At 65.3% G+C, this 19,441-nt stretch carries 20 protein-coding genes; 11 read left to right on the plus strand and 9 right to left on the minus strand.

Going from position 1 to position 19,441, the window contains the following annotated elements:
- Positions 1 to 32: 32 nt before the first annotated feature.
- The 6 genes from EYB42_RS12040 to EYB42_RS12065 all read right to left on the minus strand — a co-directional run bounded on the left by EYB42_RS12040 (position 33) and on the right by EYB42_RS12065 (position 4,398).
- Positions 33 to 752: a transporter substrate-binding domain-containing protein gene (locus EYB42_RS12040; RefSeq protein WP_135450364.1), complete on the minus strand. Its 720-nt coding sequence runs from the start codon at positions 750 to 752 to the stop codon at positions 33 to 35.
- Positions 753 to 788: 36 nt separating this feature from the next.
- Positions 789 to 1,493: a substrate-binding periplasmic protein gene (locus EYB42_RS12045; protein WP_135450365.1), complete on the minus strand. Its 705-nt coding sequence runs from the start codon at positions 1,491 to 1,493 to the stop codon at positions 789 to 791.
- Entirely contained in the window at positions 1,493 to 2,275 is a 783-nt protein-coding gene (locus EYB42_RS12050) for an ABC transporter ATP-binding protein (RefSeq protein WP_135450366.1), read from the minus strand. Before EYB42_RS12050 ends, EYB42_RS12045 begins: the two co-directional genes overlap by 1 nt.
- A gap of 102 nt (positions 2,276 to 2,377) precedes the next feature.
- The gene (locus EYB42_RS12055) at positions 2,378 to 3,148 is read right to left on the minus strand and encodes a phosphate/phosphite/phosphonate ABC transporter substrate-binding protein (protein WP_135450367.1); all 771 of its coding nucleotides are present in this window, start codon (positions 3,146 to 3,148) and stop codon (positions 2,378 to 2,380) included.
- Positions 3,145 to 3,591 (minus strand): tellurite resistance TerB family protein, encoded by a 447-nt coding sequence (locus tag EYB42_RS12060; RefSeq protein WP_135450368.1) that lies wholly within the window; start codon positions 3,589 to 3,591, stop codon positions 3,145 to 3,147. Before EYB42_RS12060 ends, EYB42_RS12055 begins: the two co-directional genes overlap by 4 nt.
- 9 nt (positions 3,592 to 3,600) lie before the next feature.
- Complete coding sequence (locus EYB42_RS12065) at positions 3,601 to 4,398, minus strand: 23S rRNA (adenine(2030)-N(6))-methyltransferase RlmJ (protein WP_135450369.1); 798 nt, start codon at positions 4,396 to 4,398, stop codon at positions 3,601 to 3,603.
- 104 nt (positions 4,399 to 4,502) lie between these two features.
- On the opposite strand from EYB42_RS12065, the gene EYB42_RS12070 reads away from it, so the two are divergent.
- Complete coding sequence (locus EYB42_RS12070; protein ID WP_167851008.1) at positions 4,503 to 4,955, plus strand: META domain-containing protein; 453 nt, start codon at positions 4,503 to 4,505, stop codon at positions 4,953 to 4,955.
- Between the two features lie 500 nt (positions 4,956 to 5,455).
- Here EYB42_RS12070 and EYB42_RS12075 read toward each other — a convergent pair whose 3' ends face one another.
- Positions 5,456 to 5,941 carry an RpiB/LacA/LacB family sugar-phosphate isomerase gene (locus EYB42_RS12075; protein WP_135450371.1) on the minus strand — a complete coding sequence of 162 codons (486 nt, stop codon included), beginning with the start codon at positions 5,939 to 5,941 and terminating at the stop codon, positions 5,456 to 5,458.
- Between the two features lie 296 nt (positions 5,942 to 6,237).
- Here EYB42_RS12075 and EYB42_RS12080 point away from each other — a divergent pair, with 296 nt between their 5' ends.
- The 10 genes from EYB42_RS12080 to EYB42_RS12125 all read left to right on the plus strand — a co-directional run bounded on the left by EYB42_RS12080 (position 6,238) and on the right by EYB42_RS12125 (position 17,116).
- Entirely contained in the window at positions 6,238 to 7,716 is a 1,479-nt protein-coding gene (locus EYB42_RS12080) for a sugar ABC transporter ATP-binding protein (RefSeq protein ID WP_135450372.1), read from the plus strand.
- Positions 7,717 to 7,745: 29 nt separating this feature from the next.
- Complete coding sequence (locus tag EYB42_RS12085) at positions 7,746 to 8,735, plus strand: ABC transporter permease (RefSeq protein ID WP_205909983.1); 990 nt, start codon at positions 7,746 to 7,748, stop codon at positions 8,733 to 8,735.
- A 72-nt stretch (positions 8,736 to 8,807) separates the two neighbouring features.
- Complete coding sequence (locus tag EYB42_RS12090; RefSeq protein ID WP_135450373.1) at positions 8,808 to 9,788, plus strand: substrate-binding domain-containing protein; 981 nt, start codon at positions 8,808 to 8,810, stop codon at positions 9,786 to 9,788.
- Between the two features lie 71 nt (positions 9,789 to 9,859).
- A complete protein-coding gene (locus tag EYB42_RS12095) occupies positions 9,860 to 10,618 on the plus strand; it encodes a GolD/DthD family dehydrogenase (protein ID WP_135450374.1) in 759 nt (252 codons plus the stop codon).
- 7 nt (positions 10,619 to 10,625) lie between these two features.
- Positions 10,626 to 11,618: a dihydroxyacetone kinase subunit DhaK gene (locus EYB42_RS12100; RefSeq protein ID WP_135450375.1), complete on the plus strand. Its 993-nt coding sequence runs from the start codon at positions 10,626 to 10,628 to the stop codon at positions 11,616 to 11,618.
- 7 nt (positions 11,619 to 11,625) lie between these two features.
- Positions 11,626 to 12,261: a dihydroxyacetone kinase subunit DhaL gene (dhaL, locus tag EYB42_RS12105; RefSeq protein ID WP_135450376.1), complete on the plus strand. Its 636-nt coding sequence runs from the start codon at positions 11,626 to 11,628 to the stop codon at positions 12,259 to 12,261.
- Between the two features lie 67 nt (positions 12,262 to 12,328).
- On the plus strand, positions 12,329 to 12,994 hold the full coding sequence (dhaL, locus tag EYB42_RS12110; protein ID WP_135450377.1) for a dihydroxyacetone kinase subunit DhaL: 666 nt from the start codon (positions 12,329 to 12,331) through the stop codon (positions 12,992 to 12,994).
- 47 nt (positions 12,995 to 13,041) lie between these two features.
- Positions 13,042 to 15,075, plus strand: coding sequence for a bifunctional sugar-binding transcriptional regulator/dihydroxyacetone kinase subunit DhaK (locus EYB42_RS12115; RefSeq protein ID WP_205909984.1), 2,034 nt, complete (start codon positions 13,042 to 13,044; stop codon positions 15,073 to 15,075).
- Between the two features lie 258 nt (positions 15,076 to 15,333).
- Complete coding sequence (locus EYB42_RS12120; RefSeq protein ID WP_135450379.1) at positions 15,334 to 15,636, plus strand: ArsR/SmtB family transcription factor; 303 nt, start codon at positions 15,334 to 15,336, stop codon at positions 15,634 to 15,636.
- Positions 15,637 to 15,955: 319 nt separating this feature from the next.
- Complete coding sequence (locus EYB42_RS12125) at positions 15,956 to 17,116, plus strand: MFS transporter (protein ID WP_135450380.1); 1,161 nt, start codon at positions 15,956 to 15,958, stop codon at positions 17,114 to 17,116.
- Here the strand turns inward: EYB42_RS12125 and arsJ are convergent.
- Both arsJ and EYB42_RS12135 read right to left on the minus strand, forming a co-directional pair.
- Positions 17,103 to 18,350: an organoarsenical effux MFS transporter ArsJ gene (arsJ, locus tag EYB42_RS12130; RefSeq protein ID WP_135450381.1), complete on the minus strand. Its 1,248-nt coding sequence runs from the start codon at positions 18,348 to 18,350 to the stop codon at positions 17,103 to 17,105. The two genes, EYB42_RS12125 and arsJ, sit on opposite strands and share 14 nt — an antisense overlap.
- 82 nt (positions 18,351 to 18,432) lie before the next feature.
- Positions 18,433 to 19,440, minus strand: a complete 1,008-nt coding sequence (locus tag EYB42_RS12135) for an ArsJ-associated glyceraldehyde-3-phosphate dehydrogenase (RefSeq protein ID WP_135450382.1) — start codon at positions 19,438 to 19,440, stop codon at positions 18,433 to 18,435.
- Position 19,441 lies beyond the last annotated feature (1 nt).

Consider the following 19,441-nt stretch of genomic DNA (forward strand, 5'->3'; position numbering starts at 1 on the left):
GCGGGGCGCGGCAAGTGCCGCGCCCCCTTGCCTCAGAACTTCGCCGCGTCAGGGCCGAAGTACTTTTCGATCAGCACGTTCAGGCTGCCGTCATCCTTCATCGACTGGATGGCGGCGTTGAACTTCTCTTTCAGCTCGGTATCGCTTTCGCGCAGGCCCATTCCGACGCCGCCGCCCAGCTGGACCGGCTCGCCCACGAAGACCAGCTCTCCGTTCGATTCCGCCACGACCGGGGCAAGAAAGTCCTTGTCGGCAAAGACCGCCACTGCCTCGCCGTTGCGGACGGCGGCGATGGTTTCATCGGGGGTAGCAAATTCCAGCAGCGTTGCGCCCGATTCCGCCACATAGGCAGCCTGAATCGTCGAGACCTGAGCCGCCACGACGCCCTTCAGATCGACGTCGGGCGACTGGGCCACATAGGCCGAAGCTGCCGGCGGGAAGTAGTTCTGGGTGAAATCGATCACCTGGTCGCGTTCGTCGGTAATGCTCATCCCGGCGATGATGACGTCGTAGTTGCCCGATTGCAGGTTCGGGATGATCGAATCCCAGTCGTTCGTAACCCATTCACAGGTCAGGCCGGCGCGCTTGCACAGTTCGTCGCCCACCTCACGCTCGAAGCCCGCGACTTCGCCGGCGTCGTTGATGAAGTTGAAGGGCGGGTAGGCGCCCTCGGTGCCAAGACGCACGACGTCCTGCGCGAAGGCCGCGCCCGAAAGCGCGGTCAGCGCTGTGGCAAGAAGCAGTTTCTTCATTCCAGGTCTCCCCTTTGGATCGGATGTTGCGCCGGTTCATTCGAACCAGCGGGTTTCGAGGGCCGCAAGCGTGCCGTCGGCGCGCATGGCATCAAGTGCTGCGTTCAGACTGTCAAGCAGCGGATTTCCCTTGCAGACGGCCATGGCCACGCCGTCGTCCGGGATCAGGTCGGAGTAGAGGTAATCCATCCCCTCTGCGTCAAGGAATGCGGCGATGTCGGCCCTTGTCTCGAACGGGCCGAGTGCAAGGTCTGCCCTGCCTTCGGCGACAGCGGCCAGCACCTCGGGTTCCGTCCTGTATGCGGTGAACCGCAAGCCAAGCTTGCGCAGATGCGCCTCATGCACAGTGCCCGACTGCACGGCGGTCAGCGCCCGCGCGGGTTCAGGTGCGCCTGGGCGGCCGACATACCATTCCTGCGGGTCGGTGCCGTGGTAGCTTTGGGTAAAATCGACCAGTGCGCGGCGATCGTCGTTCACGGCGATGCCACCCAGGACCACGTCGAACTCTCCCGCCATCACGCCGGGGATCAGCCGGTCGAAATTCGCGAGCCGCCAGTCGCAGCGCAGGGCTGCCCGGTCGCAGACCTGATCCATCACGTCGCGTTCGAAGCCCGTGATCGTGCCGGCCTCGTCCACATGGATGTAGGCCGGAAACGGGCCGTCGGTCCCGACGATCACCGGTTCGGACGCCGCGAGGACCAACCCCGCCACCGCCCCGGCGATGGTGCCAGCGCAGGTCATCACGCGGCCGTTGCCGAAAGGAAGCCGCGCAGCCGCTCGCTTTGCGGGGTGCCGAACAGCCGGTCGGGGGGGCCTTCCTCCTCGATCTTGCCCTGGTGCAGGAAAATGACGTGATCGCTGCAGTCGGCGGCAAGCTTCATGTCGTGGGTGACGAGGATCATGGTGCGCCCTTCGTCGGCAAGCGCCTTGATGACCTTGACGACCTCCTGCTCAAGTTCGGGGTCCAGCGCCGAGGTCGGCTCGTCAAACAGAAGTGCGCGGGGTTCCATGCACAGGGCGCGCGCAATGGCGGCACGCTGCTGCTGGCCGCCCGACAGCTGCGCGGGCCAGGCGTCGGCCTTGTCGGCGATGCCCACCTTGGCCAGGTATTCGCGCGCCTTGGCCTCGACCTCCTTCGGGTCGCGCTTCAGCACGGTGACCGGCGCCTCCATCACGTTCTGCAGGATGGTCAGATGGGCCCACAGATTGAACTGCTGGAAGACCATCGAAAGGTTGGTGCGGATGCGTGTCACCTGCGCGCGGTCGGCGGGATGACGATGCAGCCCTTCGCCCTTCCAGCGGACGGCTTCGCCCTCGAACCGGATTTCGCCCTGCTGGCTGTCCTCCAGCAGGTTGCAGCATCGCAGAAGCGTGGACTTGCCCGAACCCGACGAGCCGATCAGTGAAACGACATGGCCGCGTGGCGCGACCAGATCGACCCCTTTCAGCACTTCCAGCGGGCCATAGCACTTGTGCAGGTCGCGGATTTCGATGACCGGGGTGTCGGTGGCTGTGTCTGGCATCGGGTCTGGGGCCTTGGGCGTCTGATCAGGCAGTAGGGCGGAGATTCTGCCGCTTTGCAACGGACAATCAGCCGAAATCACACCCATGACGCGGCGATTTGCCTAGGTCACGGGCTGAAGCGCCTCCGGCGCAGGAGGATTCGGGACAGCCAGATAGGCTGCTTCGGGAAGGCGCACGATACCCGACAGGCGCAAGGCGGCGCGATCTCCGGGTGAAAGGGCTGCAATCGCCCCGGCGATCGCGTCGAAGGTGGCCGCAGCATCGGCGCCCGTAGCGGCAATGTAGGGCAGGCCGGGGGTCGGGTCGGTCAACGCGATCTGCCGCAGGCGCGACATGAAGGGCTCGACGTCCTGCAACAGGGCATGGGTTACCGCGTCCAGCGCAGCGATATCGGCCCTCTCCTCGGCCACGGCCTGCGCCGACAGCCGGTGGCTGCCGGTCCTGAGTGCCGGGGACAGCCGGATCCCCAGTTTCGCTGCGTGGGTCTGCGGTGCGGCCCAGCCGGATTGCGACAGGGCCTCGTTATAGGCGAAGGCCGCACCGTCAAACTGCTGCAGGGTCTGGCGGGGGTCGTCGGTGCGGACCACGAAGACCGACCGGTAATATCCGGGCGGACAGCCCTCGACCCTGTAGTCTGGTGTTCCGACATAGGTTACCCGGCCGTGCAGCCGCGCCCGGAACGGGTAGCCGCAGGTTTGCGACAGCACGAGGTCGGGCGCCTCCCATGCGGGCCAGTAGGCGCCCTCGCCGCGGGTCAGCGTATCGGGCGCGGCAATCCCGCGCGCGCGCAGGCCGTCGCGCACCAGGGCCCAGAACCGGTCGTTCGCGGCCATGGCCGGGCCGAAGTCATACATGCCCAGACTGGCAATCATTCCTGCCGGGCCTGCCTTTCGGCACGCTGTCTGGCCTGGGCCGATTCGACATCGGTCAGTCCCAGCAGCGTGGCGACCATGCGCATCAGCCGGTCTTCGTGCGCATCCCTCTGTCTGTCGGCCAGAGCCACCGACCAAAGCGCGGTCATGAGTTCGGCGCGCTCCTCCATCGGGATGGCCGTCTTGATCGCCTGGGTGAAACGGACGGTATCGGGGGCCTGCGCTTCGAGTTCTTCCGCCTCTGTCCGCAGCCTTGCCGCCTCGAACGGGCCAAGGCCGTGGCGCAGGGCCAGCACACGGTCGATCCGTTCGACCTCTTCTGCCGCGTAAAGCCCATCGGTGCGGGCGACGCGGACCAGCAGCGCCGCCAGCGCCAGCCGGGCATCAGGCTTGGGCAGGGATGTCGGGGCGGTGGCCAGAAGGCGGCGGAGAAGGTCGATCATGGCTCGAGATTAGGGTCTGGCGATCGGCTTGGAAAGCCTTGCGAAGCGGGTCGTGATCGCGGCAAGTTCCTCGGCCAGCCCGTAAGGCGGATTTACGATAAACAGGCCCGAGCCCTCCATCCTGTGACCCTCGCGCGCGGGGGGGAAGCGGATCTCGTGCCGCAGGCCGTCGGGAAAAGTGGCTTCCAGCGCCTTGAGCATCGGCCCGTGCGGCCCGCCCCGCAGAATCGGATACCACAGGATCAGGATGCCAACGTTCCACTTGCGGTGGATGTTGGTCATGTGCCGCGGAATGGCGTCATAGTCGGCCTTCACCTCGTACGAGGGGTCGATCAGCATAAGCCCGCGCCGCGGGGTTGGGGGTGTCAGCGCAAGGGCCAGCGCGAACCCGTCCCGCTGGTAGACATTGGCACCCCAGTCCTGCGCCACGGCCTTCAGATGCGCGTGTTCCTGCGGGTGAAGTTCCGCCAGCTGCAGCGTGTCGGTCTCGCGCAGGCCCAGGGCTGCGATCAGGGGCGAACCGGGGTAGGCATTGGGGCCATAGGCGGCGCGGGTCTCGTCCAGTCGCTGGCGATAGGGGTGATCCGGCGGGAACCAGCCTTCGGCCAGCGCGATCCCGGCCGCGGCCTCGCCGGTCCTGACCGCCTCTGCGGCGGTCAGGTCATAGACGCCGCGTCCGGCGTGGGTTTCGATATAGGTCAGCGGCTTGTCCTTGCGCGTCAGGTAATCCAGCACCCAGGCAAGGGTGGCATGCTTGTGGACATCGGCCAGGTTTCCGGCGTGATAGAGGTGCTGGTAGGAAAGCATGGCCCCGGTTAGCCGGATCAGCCCGATTTGGAAAGGGTCCGGTTGTCCCGGCTTCGGATTGCCAGATGGCCATGATAGGCTGTTGCGAGTCGTCGGAGAAGTCCATGCGCCAGATGCTGCCTGCCCTTGCCTTGCTTGCCCTTGTCGCCGGGCCACTTGCCGCTGCGCCCTGCGAGACGGCCGACAGTCCGGAAGGCGAGGATGCCTCGGTCTTGGTCGCGCGGGTGGCCGATCTGGTGTGGACGTTGAAGACCATGGATGCCGAACCGATCCCGGACATGGCGGATGTCTGGCTGACGGTCACGCCGGACGGCGCGGTCTCAGGGCGGGCGGGTTGCAACCGCTATGCCGGGACAGCGGAACTGGATGCCGGGAAAGTCGTCTTCGGGCCTCTTGCCGTGACGCGAATGGCCTGCGACGCGGCCACGATGGAACTGGAACGCGCCTATCTGAAAGCCCTGACCGAGGTGCGCGGTTTCGCGGTCGGCCCTGATGACGGCCTTCGGCTGAGCCGCGAAGACGGATCGACGGTGTTGTGTTTCGGGGGTGGGGACTAGGTATTCATTCTCTGCTTCCAACGCTGTCAATCGGGTATCGACTTGTCTATTGGCGTTCGGAAGATTGCGCCTTGGTGATGTTTCCCCTGGTCGCAGATTGGTGCGTGATCCGTCGGTCGATGGTGTCCATCGACTTCTGCACGGCGTCGGTTCGGCAGCAGATATCTGGGCTGACGAACGGGCGACAGACTATGCCGGGTCTGAAGCGTGATGAAAGCTTTCGGAGGGAATGCCACAGAAGCCGGCTAGATGCCGAAACTGCATGCGATCTGCTTCGCAAACCCGATGCGGCCCCCTTGGTTGGGGGCCGCTGCACCAGAACCTGCTGCCGATATTCCCTGCCATTCACTCACATGCACGCCGGCGCATCGCCGCGAATTGCCGCCGACTGCCATCAGGGCTGCTACCGGGGGCGCGACCTTGGGCTGATTGATGCACTATGGGCCGGCTCGTCCGGGAAGCAAACGGAAGCGCCTTGAAGGCGACCCGCAGGCTGGGCATCATGAGGAAGTCCGAACATGGTTCCCGGACCCGGCGTACTTTGCGTCCACGGCATCAATGGCCGCCACGTTGCCGGCAGACCGTCCGGATGCGTCGAAGTGCATTGTCTGGGCCAGCCATGCATCGGCGATGGCCTTGGCAAGCTCAACTCCGATCACCCGGGCGCCCATGGTGATGATCTGGGCATTGTTCGAAAGGGCGGCGCGTTCGGCGGAATATGTGTCGTGCGTGAGTGCCGCACGGATGCCGGGCACCTTGTTGGCCGCGATGCAAACCCCGATCCCAGTGCCGCAGATCAGGATCGCGCGATCATAGGTTCCCGCTGCGACGGCGCTGGCCACGCGATCCGACAGATTGGCGTAGTAGGGGTCCGCCACGCCATCCACACGGCTCACCTCGACCACATCGAACCGGTCCTTCAGGTAGTCGGCCAGCACCTTTGCCAGGGCCTCTCCGGCGCTGTCGCCCGCTATTGCCAGTTTCATCCCGCGCATTCCTTTCCTTGTGGTTCGGGCCATGCAGCTTGCCGGCCGTAGGCCTGGGCCAACGATTCGTCATTTCCTGCAACGAGGCATCCCTGAGCGACTGCCCGGACTTCCCGGCAGGGACGGGTGGGGCGGCGGATTCCCGATCCTTTTCAAGGCGTAGCGTCGCAGCACTTCCGCTCCTCCGATAGGCAGCTTTTCAATTGTCAGATGCCTGTTGACAGAAGCAATACTACGCCTAGATTACACATGCCAAGACAAATCTGACATTTGTCGGGGCAGGGGAGGAAGACATCATGCCGCCGTTGCTTGAGGTCGAAGGGCTCAGCAAGAGCTTTTCGGGCTCGCCCGCACTGATTGACGGAAGATTTCGGCTTGAGGCCGGAACGGTGCACGCCCTGTGCGGCGGCAATGGCGCTGGGAAATCCACCTTCCTGAAGATCGTGATGGGCATTCACGATCGTGATGGCGGCACGATCCGCCGCAACGGCCGCGAAGTCGTGTTCTCCAGTCCGGCAGAGGCCCTGCAGAACGGGATTGCGATCGTCGAGCAGGAGCTTTCGCCGGTCCCGGCCATGACGGTGGCCGAGAACATCTACATGGGGCGCGAACCTCTGCGCAGTTTCGGGCGCATAGACTTTGCCACCTTGAACCGTCAGACGCAGGATCTGTTGGACGGTTTCGGGTTTGCCATCAGGGCGACCGACGTGATGATGGATCTCACGGTCGCCCAGACCCAGCTTGTCGAGATCGCCAAGGCGCTGAGCTATGACGCCGAGGTGATCATCCTGGATGAGCCGACCTCTGCCCTTGGCGAGGCTGAGGCAGAACATCTCTTCGATGCCATCGCGACGCTGAAAAACCGCGGCAAGGGTCTCATCTACGTCAGCCACAGACTGTCGGAGATCTTCTCGATCGCGGATCACTACACCGTCTTTCGAGACGGCCGCTTTGTCGAGGACGGTGCGATAGGCGACATAACCAAGGACGAGCTGATCAGGCTGATCGTGGGTCGCCCCCTGAACGAGGAATTCGTGAAGGAGAACACCCCGGCCGATCGGGTCGTTCTGCGGGCCGAAGGCCTTTCTGCCGCGCGCGGGGTTCGTGACCTGTCGTTCGATCTGCGCGAGGGCGAGATCCTGGGCCTTTACGGCCTGATGGGATCGGGCCGGACCGAGGTGCTGGACAGGTTGTTCGGCTTGTCGGACGAGGCTGGTGGTCGCCTCAGCATCAACGGACAGCCGGTGCGCATCTCGGGGCCATCGGATGCGATGTCCGCCGGAATCGCCTATGTGACCGAGGACAGGAAGCAGACCGGTCTGGTTCTCAGCTCAAGCGTGCGGGACAACCTTTGCCTGTCCAGCCTTGACCGATTGTCCCGGTTGGGCGTGATGCGCTCCCGCCAGGAGGCCGAGGCCGCCAGCCGCATGATCCGGGAACTGGGCATAAGGACGGCAAGTGACGCGTTGACCGTGGCCAACCTGTCAGGGGGCAATCAGCAGAAGGTTGTCCTTGGCAAGTGGTTCATGATCGCGCCACGCATCCTTCTGCTCGATGAGCCGACCCGCGGGGTCGATGTCGGCGCCAAGCGCGAAATCTACAGGGTCATCTCCGATTTCGCACGCGGCGGTGGCTCGGTGATCATGGTGTCGTCCGAAACCGACGAAATCCTGGGAATGGCTGACCGGGTGATCGTGCTCAAGGACGGTCGAAAGGCCGGAGAACTGGCTCGCAGCCAGCTTTCCGCCGAGGAATTGTTGCATCTGGCCGCATGACACGTGCCGGCGAAGCGATGGAATTGACCATGCAGACAAGAACAACGACAGCGCGAGGGTGGACGGCTACGTCAGTGATCCAGCGCTATGGAATCTTCATCGCGCTGCTTCTGCTGTGCCTGACGCTGGCGGTGATCAACGACAACTTCCTGTCCACACGCAACCTGTTGAACGTCCTTCGTCAGACGTCCATCAACGGCATCCTCGCAATCGGCATGACCTTCGTCATCCTGACCCGGGGGATCGACCTCTCTGTCGGTTCGGTTGCGGCCTTCGCCGGGGTTGTCGCCGCGTCTCTGGCTACGACATCTTCAACCGGCATGATCGCGGGCGCCCCTTATCCTGCCCTGGTTGCCATCCTTGCCGGACTGGCCGCGGGGGTGGCGTGTGGCTCGGTTTCCGGGGCGATCGTTGCACGTTTCAATGTCCCGGCTTTCGTCGTCACGCTGGGTATGCTTTCGGCGGCGCGGGGTCTGACGCTGCTTTATTCTGGCGGTCGTCCCATTCCGGCCTTGACCGAGGAATTCCGTTGGATCGGAACGGGAAGCATCTGGGGCATCCCCGTGCCAATCTTCCTGTTGCTCGGTACCTTTGCGGTCGCGCATTTTGTCCTGACGCAGACACGGTTCGGCCGCCATGTCTATGCCGTCGGCGGCAACCCGCACGCGGCCAAGGTATCGGGCCTTCCGGTGCGCAGGATCCGCTTTTCCGTCTATGTGATCGCCGGTGCGCTTGCCGGCCTGGCGGGCATGCTGCTGGCCGCGCGCACGGGCTCGGCGCTGCCGCAGGCGGGGATTGCCTATGAGCTGGATGCCATCGCGGCGGTGGTCATTGGCGGCACATCCCTTGCCGGAGGCGTGGGCCGAGTTTCGGGAACACTGATCGGCGCCCTGCTGATCGGCGTGATGAACAACGGTCTGGATCTGATGGGGGTCGAATCCTATTACCAGCAGGTCATCAAGGGCATCCTCATTGTGGCTGCCGTGATGCTGGACCAATCAAAGAACAAGCAGGACTGACGGTCCTTGACTTGCGCGGCAGGCATTCAGCCTGCCGCATCAACCAGGCGCAATCCAAGGGAGGAAGAAGCCATGAAGAAGATGCTTATGCTTGCCACGGCCCTGTCGGTGACGGCAACCGTGGCGGCGGCGCAGGACAAGCCGAAGATCGGCGCTGCTGTCTATGGCCTGAATGCAGAGTTCATGCAGATCTGGGCTGCCGCCGCCGAGGCGCACCCGGCGGTCAAGGAGGGTATTGTCGAGCTGACCATCTTCGACGGCCGCTATGACGCGCTCGTCCAGCAGGAACAGTTCGAGACGATGATCACCCAGGGCTATGACGCCATCATCTTCGTTCCGATCGACATCGAGGCGGGCGCTGCCGCGGTCGAAGCCGCCCACAACGCGGGTATCCCCGTCTTCGGCTCGAACACCAGGGTCAACAGCGACAAGCTGCGCGCCTACGTCGGCTCGGATGACGTGCAGTCGGGCTACATGGAGGCCAAGTACGTCCTCGACAAGATCGGCTGCAAGGGCAACGTCGTCATCATCGAAGGCCCCATCGGCCAGTCCGCGCAGATCCAGCGTCTGGAAGGGAACATGAAGGCGCTTGCCGAATGCCCTGACGTCAAGGTGCTGGAACAGCAGACCGCGAACTGGAGCCGCGCCGAGGCGCAGACCCTGATGGAAAACTGGCTGACCAAGCATGGCGATGCCATCAACGGCGTCATCGGCCAGAACGACGAAATGGCTCTTGGCGCGATCGAGGCGATCAAGGCTGCCGGCAAGAACCCCAAGGACTTTGCCATTGCCGGTATCGACGGGGTGACCGATGCCCTTCTGGCCGTCAAGGCCGGCGACATGGCCTCGATCCTGCAGGACGGGGCGGCGCAGGCGCAAGGGGCGCTTGACCTTGCCATTGCGGCCGTGCTGCCCGACTATCAGCCGATGTCCGACATCTGGACCCGTTACCCCGACATGCCTTGGGCTGACGGCAAGGCGGCCGAATACAACGTGCCGTGGACGCCGGTCACGGCCGAGAACGTGGACGCGCTTCTGGCCAGCCGTCAGTAGTGCGAGGTACTTCCCGGGGGCGCATGTTCGATGTGCCCCCGGGCCCCTCGAACGCAGCAAGGGATAGCCACATGGCCGCTTCCGATTTCACATTCTCACTTACCGGCAAGGTCGCGGTCGTCACGGGAGCCGCATCGGGGATCGGCGCCGCGATTGCCGAAGCCTTCGCCGCACAGGGGGCGCGCGTCGCCCTTCTTGACCTCAATGAGGAGGCCGCGCGCAAGCGGGCCGCCGGCCTTGCGGGCGCTGTTGCCTTCGCCTGCAATGTGACGGACCCGAACAGCATCGCCGCCGCCGTTGCCGCGGTGCGCTCGCAGCTCGGCGAGCCGGATATTCTGGTGAACAGCGCGGGCATCGTCGATCTGGCCCCGGCCGAGGATCTTTCCCAGCGCGCCTGGGATCAGACGATCGCAGTGAATCTGACCGGAACCTTCCTGATGGCCCAGGCGGTGGGCCGCGCGATGATCGCGGCCGGCAAGGGCGGGCGCATCATCAACCTGGCCAGCCAGGCCGGATCGGTCGCCATCGAAGGCCATGTGGCATACTGCGCCTCGAAATTCGGGGTCATCGGTGTGACCAAGACCCTTGCCCTGGAATGGGGGCGCCACGGAATTACCGTGAATTCGGTTTCCCCGACGGTGGTGCTGACGGATCTTGGACGCAAGGCATGGGAAGGCCCCAAGGGCGAGGCGATGAAGGCCCTGATCCCGACCGGCCGGTTCGCCGAACCGCACGAGATTGCCGCAGCCGTCGTTTTCCTGGCCTCTGACGCGGCCGCCATGGTCAATGGCGCCGATCTGCTGGTCGATGGCGGCTATACTGTCAGGTGAGGGCAAGATGCAGAGATTTCTGAACAACCCCGACAATCTTGTGGATGAAACGGTTGCCGGCTTCGTCAAGGCGCACCGGGATCTTGTCCATATCTCGCCCGAAAACCCGCGGGTGGTAGTGTCGAATTTCGCACCCCGGGCCGGGCGCGTGGGCATCGTGACCGGGGGCGGCTCGGGCCACGAACCGGCATTCATAGGCTACACCGGTCGCAACCTGGTCGATGCCGTTGCGGTGGGAGAGATCTTCTCCTCGCCCACGGCCAAGAGCTTCGCCGATGCCATTAAGGCCGCCGACGGCGGTGCAGGCGTGGCGGTGCTGTATGGCAACTATGCCGGCGACAACATGAACGTGAAGATGGCTGCCCGCATGGTGGCCAAGGAGGGGATCGAGGTCGCCACCGTCGTGGCCAACGATGATGTCTGTTCGGCCCCCCCCAGCGAACGCGATCGGCGCCGAGGTGTGGCGGGCGAAATCTTCATGTGGAAGATCGGCGGCGCCAAGGCAGCCACGGGTGCGACCCTTTCCGAGGTGCAGGCCGCCGCCCAGAAAGCCATCGATGCGTGCCGTTCCGTAGGGGTAGGCCTTGGCCCCTGCACACTGCCAGCCGTGGGCCATCCGAACTTCCAGATCGAGCCGGGCACGATGGAAGTGGGCATCGGCCACCATGGCGAGCCCGGAACACGGGTCGAAAGTCTGCGTACGGCGAACGAGGTGGCCGACGACATGCTGAAGATCGTCATGGACGACCATGCCCTGCCGGCCGGCACCGAGGTGGCGGTTCTTGTCTCGGGCCTGGGTGCGACACCGGTGAACGAGCTTTATGTGCTGTATGACCGCATCGAAACCGGACTTGCGGCCATGGGGATGAAGGTGCACAAGGCCTTCGTCGGCAATTATTTCACCTCTCTGGAAATGGTCGGGGCCACACTGACGGTCATGGCGCTGGATGATGACCTGAAGGCCCTGCTTGACATGGATTGCGCGTCGCCCGCGCTGTGAGGATCGCATGACACATATTCCGAACGCCGGTCAGTCGGCGATCATCGAGGAACTGGCCGAAGTCATTGTCGCCAACAAGGCATGGCTGTCCGAGATTGATGGCAAGATCGGTGATGGCGACCATGGCAGCAACATGGCCAAGGGGTTCGGCAAGGCTGCCGAACGTATCCACGGAAAGGACATGTCGCTGGATGCGGCAATGCTGGTCCTGTCCGATGTCCTGATGGGCGAGATCGGTGGTTCGATGGGGCCGCTTTATGGCCTCATGTTCGAGGAAATGGCCGGTGCGTTGAAGGGAAGGGATGACATCGACGCCGATGCTTTTTCCGCCATGTTGCATGCCGGGCTTGCGGGCGTTCAGGGCGTAGGCAACGCCAAGGTCGGCGACAAGACCCTGATTGATACGCTGGTGCCCGCCGTCGCGGCCTTTGATGCGGCGAAGGGCAGGGGATTTGCCGCCGCATTGACCGAGATGGAAGCCGCTGCCGAACGGGGGCGCGACAGCACGATAGACCTTGTGGCCCGGATCGGGCGGTCCAGCCGCCTGGGCGAGCGTTCGCGCGGCGTTCTGGATGCCGGGGCCACGTCCTGCTGCCTGATCCTGACAAGCCTGGGCGCGTCCTTCCGGAAACGCCTTTCGTGAGAGAGCCATGCCCGGCCAGGCGCAAGTCAGGCTTGAAACGGCAACTGCCTTCTGTCCATGTTATCGCATGGCACAGATCACGGGCAGAGATATCGTAGACCTCTTCAGGCTGATCGCCCTGCGCCTTTCCGAAGGAAGAAGCGAGCTCGGTGCGCTGGACGGCGCGATCGGCGATGCCGATCACGGCAACTCGATGGCCGAGGGGTTTTCCGCGGTCGTACGCGCTACATCCGCAATGACGAACGCGGCACCGTTCGAATTGCTGATGGTGGCGGGGCGGTCGTTCCTTTCTGCCGTGGGCGCCACCACCGGGCCGCTATACGCCAGCGCCATGCTGGCCGCCGGGCGTGATCTGGAGGGGAAGGTCACGCTGGAACCGGCCGATGTGGTGCGGCTGGTTCCAGCCTTCGCCCGCGGGATCGCCGAGAGGGGCAAGGCAAGACCCGGGGACAAGACCATGATGGATGCCTGGGGCCCTGCGGCCAGGGCTGCAACGGATGCGCTCAACGCTGGCCTCGCACCTGCCCGCTGTCTGAGCCTTGCCGAAACAGCCGCCCGGGAAGGCTGTGACGCAACGCGGGCCATGGTCGCCTCGATCGGTCGTGCTGCCAGGCTTGGGGCCCGTAGCCTTGGGCATGTCGATCCGGGAGCAGCTTCTGCCGTGATCGTGATCGCCGCGCTGCACGAGTGGTTGGCCGACCACGAGGCCGCAACGGCAGAGGGAAGCGGTTGATGGCGTCGGGGCTGGGCGGCAGGCCAGCGGATGACGCAGCAGTGAGGATGCCGCTCCGCTTCGGCGACGACCCGCTGCTTTGGGCGTCGTGGCTCTATTACGAGGAAGGGCTGACCCAGGGGACCATCGCCGAACAGATGGGCGTGTCGCGGCCGACAGTGAATGCCTATCTGGCCGAGGCGCGTGCGCGCGGCATCGTCAACGTCGAGATCTCGCCCGAGAAATTCAGCGGCCTGAGCATCGCGCAGTCACTGCGCGACCATTTCGGGCTGCAGGATTGTCTTGTCATCCCGACCGAAGGCGTCGAGCGCCCGCTTATCCCGCGCCTGGGCGAGGCGGGGGCAAGGGTCATCGCACGCATCCTGCGCTCCGGCGATACGCTGGCGGTGACCTGGGGCAGGACCGTCCTTTCGCTTGCCGATCAGATCGGACCGCTGGATCTAAAGGATGTGCGGGTGGTTCAGGCGACGGGTGGCACTACCGCTAGGATTCCCTGGACCCCGGAAGCCTGCGCTTCGACCCTGGCCAAGGCCATAAATGCACGCGCCATCCCGATCTCTGCCCCTGCCATCGTCTCCTCGGCTGAAGTCCGCGCCATGCTGATGCAAGAGGCCGTCCTTGCCGAGCAGCTGGCAATCCTTGCAGAGGCTGACAAGATCGTCATGGGCATTTCGTCTCTGCGACCGGAAAGCACCATCCATACCAGCGGCTTTCTGGATGGCACGATGCAGCTTGCGCATTATCAGGACGCGGTGGGCAGCCTGGCGGGGCGCTTCATCTCGGCGCGGGGCGAGCCGGTGATCGGCCCCATGCATGATCGCACCATCGGCCTTACCCTGGACCAGCTTCGGCGCATTCCGCAGCGCATCGCCATCGCCGGCGGCCTCGACAAGGTTGCCGCAATCCTGGCTGCGCTTCGCGGCGGCTATGTCAGCATACTTGTCACCGACATTGCCACCGGTCGCGGCATCCTGTCCGCCGAGGGCTACCGTGAACCGCCGCGCCGATCCGCGCCCCAGTCGGATGCGCCGCTTCCTGCGCGGATGGAAGTCAAGAAGTTCATCAACGATCCGAAGGATGCCGTGGACGAGGCACTTCGCGGGGCCCTGGCTGCGCATGAGGATCTGATTGCTCCGGTGCCCGGCTCGACCCGCGCCGTCCGTGCGATCGATGGACCGCGGCCCGGCAAGGTTGCCGTGGTGATCGGTGGCGGTGCGGGCCACGAACCCGCCTTCTGGGGCTACGTCGGACCCGGTCTGGCGGATGCCGCTGCCGTCGGGAACATCTTTGCCTCGCCGCCGCCCGACCCCATCATTGCCGCGACCCGCGCGGTGCAGGGTGGTGCCGGCGCGCTTTTCATCTACGGCAACTTTTCCGGCGATGTGATGAACTTCGACATGGCAGCCGAAGTCATGGAGGCCGAGGGCGTAACGGTCCGCTCCATCGTGACAACGGATGACATCGCCTCTTCCCCGATCGAACTGCGCACATCCCGCCGCGGCGTGGCTGGCAATGTGTTCACCTTCAAGATCGCGGGCGCGGCAGCTGCGCGGGGGCTTGCGCTGGACGCCTGCGAAGCACTGGCGCGGCATGCAAATGCGCGGACATACACGATGGGTCTTGCCCTGGAACCGTGCAGCCTTCCCGAAACGCGCCGGCCGACCTTTGCCCTCGGACCCGGAGATATGGAGATCGGCGTCGGCGTCCACGGCGAACCGGGCGTGGAACGCCGTGGCATCGAGAGAGCCGATGCCTGTGCCGACCTGCTGCTGGACCGCATCCTTTCGGAAATGCCCGCCAGTCGTGGAGACGAAGTGGCCCTGCTGGTGAATTCGCTGGGAAGCACGGTTAACTTCGAACTCTACATCATTCTGAAGCGCGTCCGTCAGAGGCTTAAGGCACGGGGGCTTCGCGTGCATCGGACCTTTGTGGGGGCTTACTATACTTCGCTCGACATGGCGGGCGTATCCCTTTCCATGATGCATCTGGATCCCGAACTGAAGGAATTGCTCGATCATCCTTGCCGGTCGGCGGCGCTGACGATCCTGCCAGAAGAGCGGATCACCGCGAAGGCCACCTGACCGGCCCCATGGAAAGGACTGGGGAGTGATGCAGCGTCTGCCGGACGGACGCGGGCTGGCGACACGAGGAAAAGCCGCGTCAGCGAAAGCGGCACTGCGGCGCGCTGAAATGGGGGGCGACACGGTTCCGTCATGAAGCTGGAACCGACCCCTGCAGGTTACTGCCATGCCCCACCCCGCCGCGCAGGATTACCGCGGCAGCAGAGATTGACCTGAATTTTCGATCATTCTAGAAATATGGTATAAGGGGATGATGCCATGGATATCGACATTGCGGCCTCGCGCCTGGCCGCGTTGGGCAACCCGACCCGGCTGCGGCTGTATCGATTACTCGTGCGCGCCGGCGAGGCAGGGCTGTCCATGGGGCAGATCCAGGAAAAGTTGGGCATTCCCGGCTCGACGCTGTCGCATCACTGCCGCGGCCTCGTTCATGTGGATCTGATCCAGCAGCAACGCGCGGGCACCTCGCTGATCTGCCGAACGAATTATCCGGTGATGCGCGCGTTGATCGACGATCTTGCCGCGGAATGCTGCGCCGACGCTTGCGGCACAACGGAATGACCCGGCATCATCACGTCTTCCCTGGCAAGCTCCCCGGCAGATGGGGGTCTGCGCAAGCCGCAGGGGCATTGCGACCCAGGGTCAGGCACAGAGCCAATTGCGCAGCACCGCGTTCTGCGGCGACCTGCAGAACAGGCCCCGCCGTCGGGATGTTGATCGCGTCATCCGGCCTGCCCGGCACACGGGGGCCCAAGCGTTACCGCGGTGCCGTTACGGGCATGCGTGGCCGTCGGTCTGCGGCAGGGCGCTTGCACGGCTGTGTCGATGCCGGCACAGCGGCCATTCCGGGCGGCAAGCATCAGCCCGCCAGGGGGTGCGCATGGCGTTGACCCTGCCTGTTGAGCGGCGCGGATGGATCGTCGCGGCGCTGGGGGTGGCCCAGACCATCGGCTGGGCCTCCAGCTATTACATTCCGGCCGTGCTGGCTGCGCCAATGGCGGCAAGCTTCGGCCTGTCTCCGGTCTGGGTCTTCGGGGCGTTTTCCAGCGCGATGGTGGTCTCGGCCACGATCGGGCCCTGGGCCGGGGCGCGTATCGACCGGATCGGCGGGCGGGGCGTCCTGATACTGTCCAACCTGGTCTTTGCCCTGGGGTTGGGGCTTCTGAGCCTTGCCGCTTCGCCGGGGATGCTGTTCCTCGGATGGGCAATCTTGGGTCTCGGCATGGGCATGGGGCTTTACGAGGCCGCCTTTGCCACCCTGGCCGGCATCTACGGCAAGGAGGCGCGCGGTCCGATCACCGGCATCACCTTGATCGCCGGCTTCGCCAGCACGGTTGGCTGGCCCTTGTCCGGGCTGATGCTGGCCACCTGGGGCTGGCGCGAGGCCTGCCTGGGCTGGGCGCTGATCCACCTCGGGCTGGCCCTGCCGCTGAACGCGCTGTTGCCGAAAGGGACGGAACGGATCGTGCCGACGGTGGCCGAGACCGCGGACGGCCCGCCGCCCTCGCGCCGGGCGTTGTGGCTGCTGGCCTTCGTCTTTGCGGTGACCTGGTTCAACTCGACCGCGATGGCTGCGCATCTGCCGGGCCTGTTGCAGGCGGCGGGGGCGAGCGGCGCCATGGCGATCGCCGCCGGGGCGCTGATCGGCCCGGCGCAGGTGGCCGCGCGAGTGCTGGAGTTCGGGCTTCTGCGGCGGTTCCATCCGCTGATCTCGGCCCGGCTGGCGGCCTCGGCGCATCCGCTGGCCGCCGTCTGCCTGGTCGGGTTCGGGGGGCCTGCGGCCTATGCCTTCGCCCTGCTGCACGGGGCGGGCAACGGGATCCTGACCATCGCCAAGGGCACCCTTCCCCTGGCGCTGTTCGGCGCGGCCGGCTATGGCGCGCGGCTTGGCTGGCTGAATGCCCCGGCGCGGGTGTTGCAGGCTGCCGCGCCGCTGATCTTCGGGGCGGCGCTGGCGGCCTGGGGGCTGCAGGCGATCTGGCTGACCGCGGGGATCGGAGTGCTGGCGACGCTGGCGCTTCTCGCGATCAGGCGCGGCTGAGCCTGCGGGCTGACAGCCAGCTTGCCAGCGCCATGGCGCCTGCCGTTGCCAGGCACAGCGGCAGGCCGCCGATCTGGTAGCTGAGACCGGACAGAAGCGTTCCGACCAGCCGCCCCGCGGCATTCGCCATGTAATAGAAGCCCACGTCCCGCGTGATGCGCTCGGCCGATCCGAAGGCGAGGATCAGGTAGGAATGAACCGAGGAATTGACCGCGAAGACAAAGCCGAAGACCAGAAGCCCCCCGATCAGCGTCGCCGTCAGCCAGGGCGCCGGCCCACCCGCCGCCCAGGCCGCCCCGGCCAGCAGGAACGGGATCGGCACCAGCAGTCCCGCCCAGAGGATCGCCTTGCGGGTCGTCTCCGACTCGGGCTGGCCCTTGGCGCCCAGAAGGCGGGGAGCCGCGGCCTGCACCGCGCCATAGGCGATGATCCAGAGCGCGAGGAAGCTGCCGATCAGGAAGAAGGCCGCGCGCCGGCCCTCGGGAGTGCCGTCGGACAGCACCGCCTGGAAATAGACCGGGACGCCGACGACGAACCACACGTCGCGGGCACCAAACAGGAACATGCGTGCCAGGCTCAGCCGGTTCACCCGCGCGTCCTTCGACCGCCAGCCGCCCCAGGCCTCGTCCGCCTTCATCCGCCCCGGCAGGCCTGCGGGCAGGAACAGGACAACCGCGATCAGGATAACGGCCAGCACCGCGGCCATCCCCCAGACCGCCGCCCGGAACCCCGCCAGCGCCAGAAGCGCCGCGCCAAGGAAGAAGCCCAGGCCCTTCACCGCGTTCTTCGACCCGGTGAGCAGCGCCACCCAGCGGAACAACCCGCCATCCTCTTTCGGGGCCAGCAGTTTCACGGCGGATTTCGACGACATCTTGGCCAGATCCTTGGCCACACCCGACACGCCCTGCACCGCCATCACGAAGACGACCGAGGCCGGGATCGACCAGCCGGGGTCAAGCTGCGCCAGCGCCACGAGGGCCCCGATCTGCAAGGCGAGCCCGCCATACAGCGTCGCGGCCAGGCCGAAGCGCGCGGCCAGCCAGCCGGCGGCGAGGTTGGTGACGATGCCGGCGACTTCATACAGCAGGAACAGCCAGGCCAGCTGGATCGGCGTGAAGCCGAGGCTGTTGAAATGCAACAGCACCAGCATCCTGAGCGCGCCGTCCGACAGCATGAAGGCCCAGTAGACTGCCGTGACGGCAGCATAGGCGCGAATGGGGTTCGGTGCGGTCATCGGCGGGGCCTGAGGCTGGCGGGCGGACCGGGGGTTTTCCACCCCCGGACCCCCGGAGGATATTTCGGAACGGAAGAAGGGGTCAGAGGCTGGATGCGACCATGCGCGCGATGTCGGCCAGCCGGCAAGCATAGCCCCATTCGTTGTCATACCACGCATAGACCTTCACCTGAGTGCCGTTGATGACCATGGTCGAGGGGCCATCGACGATCGAGGACCGCGGGTCGTTGGTGAAATCGCAGGAGACGAGCGGGCGCGTCTCGTAGCCGAGGATCCCTTGCAGCGGGCCTTCGGCGGCGGCGGCAAAGAGGGCGTTGACCTCTTCGGCCGTGGTGGGCCGCTCGACCTCGAACACGCAATCGGTCAGCGAGGCGTTCAGCAGCGGCACCCGCACCGCATGGCCGTTCAGGCGCCCCTTCAGTTCCGGGTAGATCAGCGTGATCGCGGTGGCGCTGCCCGTGGTGGTCGGGATCAGGTTCATCAGCGCCGAACGCGCCCGGCGCATGTCCTTGGCCGGGCGGTCCACGATGGTCTGGGTGTTGGTCACGTCATGGATCGTGGTGATCGAGCCGTGCCGGATGCCGAGGTTTTCATGGATCACCTTGACCACCGGGGCCAGGCAGTTGGTGGTGCAGGAGGCGGCGGTGATGAGGTTTTGCGATCCGTCATAGAGGTGATGGTTCACCCCATAGACCAGGTTCAGGGCGCCGCCGTCCTTGACCGGGGCAGAGACCACGACCTTCTTCACCCCGGCGGCGTGGTAGGGCGCGACCTTGGCGGCGGTCTTGAAGACGCCGGTGCAGTCGATCACCAGATCGACGCCCAGTTCGCCCAGCGGCAGGGCCTCGATGGTCTTTTCATGGGTCAGGCGGATCCTCTGCCCGCCCAGCACCAGGGCGCCGTCTGCGGCCGAAACCGGGGTATGCCAGCGGCCGTGGACACTGTCGAACTCCAGCAGCAGCGCGTGCTGTTCGGCATCGCCGACCGGATCGTTCAGCAGCACGATCTCGCCGCCCGCACCGGTGTCGATCAGGTCGCGCAGGACGAGTTTTCCGATCCGGCCAAGGCCGTTGAGTGCGATCCGGGCCATG

It is taken from the genome of Tabrizicola caldifontis (assembly GCF_004762095.1).
GTDB lineage: Bacteria > Pseudomonadota > Alphaproteobacteria > Rhodobacterales > Rhodobacteraceae > Tabrizicola > Tabrizicola caldifontis.

Excerpts from the sequence above, each read along its gene's own strand:
- dhaL (WP_135450377.1), top strand. The coding sequence starts at position 12,329 with ATGGCACAGATCACGGGCAGAGATATCGTAGACCTCTTCAGGCTGATC.
- EYB42_RS12085 (WP_205909983.1), top strand. The coding sequence starts at position 7,746 with ATGCAGACAAGAACAACGACAGCGCGAGGGTGGACGGCTACGTCAGTG.
- EYB42_RS12095 (WP_135450374.1), top strand. The coding sequence starts at position 9,860 with ATGGCCGCTTCCGATTTCACATTCTCACTTACCGGCAAGGTCGCGGTC.
- EYB42_RS12040 (WP_135450364.1), bottom strand. The coding sequence starts at position 752 with ATGAAGAAACTGCTTCTTGCCACAGCGCTGACCGCGCTTTCGGGCGCG.
- EYB42_RS12060 (WP_135450368.1), bottom strand. The coding sequence starts at position 3,591 with ATGATCGACCTTCTCCGCCGCCTTCTGGCCACCGCCCCGACATCCCTG.
- EYB42_RS12050 (WP_135450366.1), bottom strand. The coding sequence starts at position 2,275 with ATGCCAGACACAGCCACCGACACCCCGGTCATCGAAATCCGCGACCTG.
- EYB42_RS12090 (WP_135450373.1), top strand. The coding sequence starts at position 8,808 with ATGAAGAAGATGCTTATGCTTGCCACGGCCCTGTCGGTGACGGCAACC.
- EYB42_RS12115 (WP_205909984.1), top strand. The coding sequence starts at position 13,042 with ATGCCGCTCCGCTTCGGCGACGACCCGCTGCTTTGGGCGTCGTGGCTC.
- EYB42_RS12135 (WP_135450382.1), bottom strand. The coding sequence starts at position 19,440 with ATGGCCCGGATCGCACTCAACGGCCTTGGCCGGATCGGAAAACTCGTC.
- EYB42_RS12055 (WP_135450367.1), bottom strand. The coding sequence starts at position 3,148 with ATGATTGCCAGTCTGGGCATGTATGACTTCGGCCCGGCCATGGCCGCG.
- EYB42_RS12065 (WP_135450369.1), bottom strand. The coding sequence starts at position 4,398 with ATGCTTTCCTACCAGCACCTCTATCACGCCGGAAACCTGGCCGATGTC.
- EYB42_RS12125 (WP_135450380.1), top strand. The coding sequence starts at position 15,956 with ATGGCGTTGACCCTGCCTGTTGAGCGGCGCGGATGGATCGTCGCGGCG.
- EYB42_RS12100 (WP_135450375.1), top strand. The coding sequence starts at position 10,626 with ATGCAGAGATTTCTGAACAACCCCGACAATCTTGTGGATGAAACGGTT.
- arsJ (WP_135450381.1), bottom strand. The coding sequence starts at position 18,350 with ATGACCGCACCGAACCCCATTCGCGCCTATGCTGCCGTCACGGCAGTC.
- EYB42_RS12120 (WP_135450379.1), top strand. The coding sequence starts at position 15,334 with ATGGATATCGACATTGCGGCCTCGCGCCTGGCCGCGTTGGGCAACCCG.
- EYB42_RS12070 (WP_167851008.1), top strand. The coding sequence starts at position 4,503 with ATGCGCCAGATGCTGCCTGCCCTTGCCTTGCTTGCCCTTGTCGCCGGG.
- dhaL (WP_135450376.1), top strand. The coding sequence starts at position 11,626 with ATGACACATATTCCGAACGCCGGTCAGTCGGCGATCATCGAGGAACTG.
- EYB42_RS12080 (WP_135450372.1), top strand. The coding sequence starts at position 6,238 with ATGCCGCCGTTGCTTGAGGTCGAAGGGCTCAGCAAGAGCTTTTCGGGC.
- EYB42_RS12045 (WP_135450365.1), bottom strand. The coding sequence starts at position 1,493 with ATGACCTGCGCTGGCACCATCGCCGGGGCGGTGGCGGGGTTGGTCCTC.
- EYB42_RS12075 (WP_135450371.1), bottom strand. The coding sequence starts at position 5,941 with ATGAAACTGGCAATAGCGGGCGACAGCGCCGGAGAGGCCCTGGCAAAG.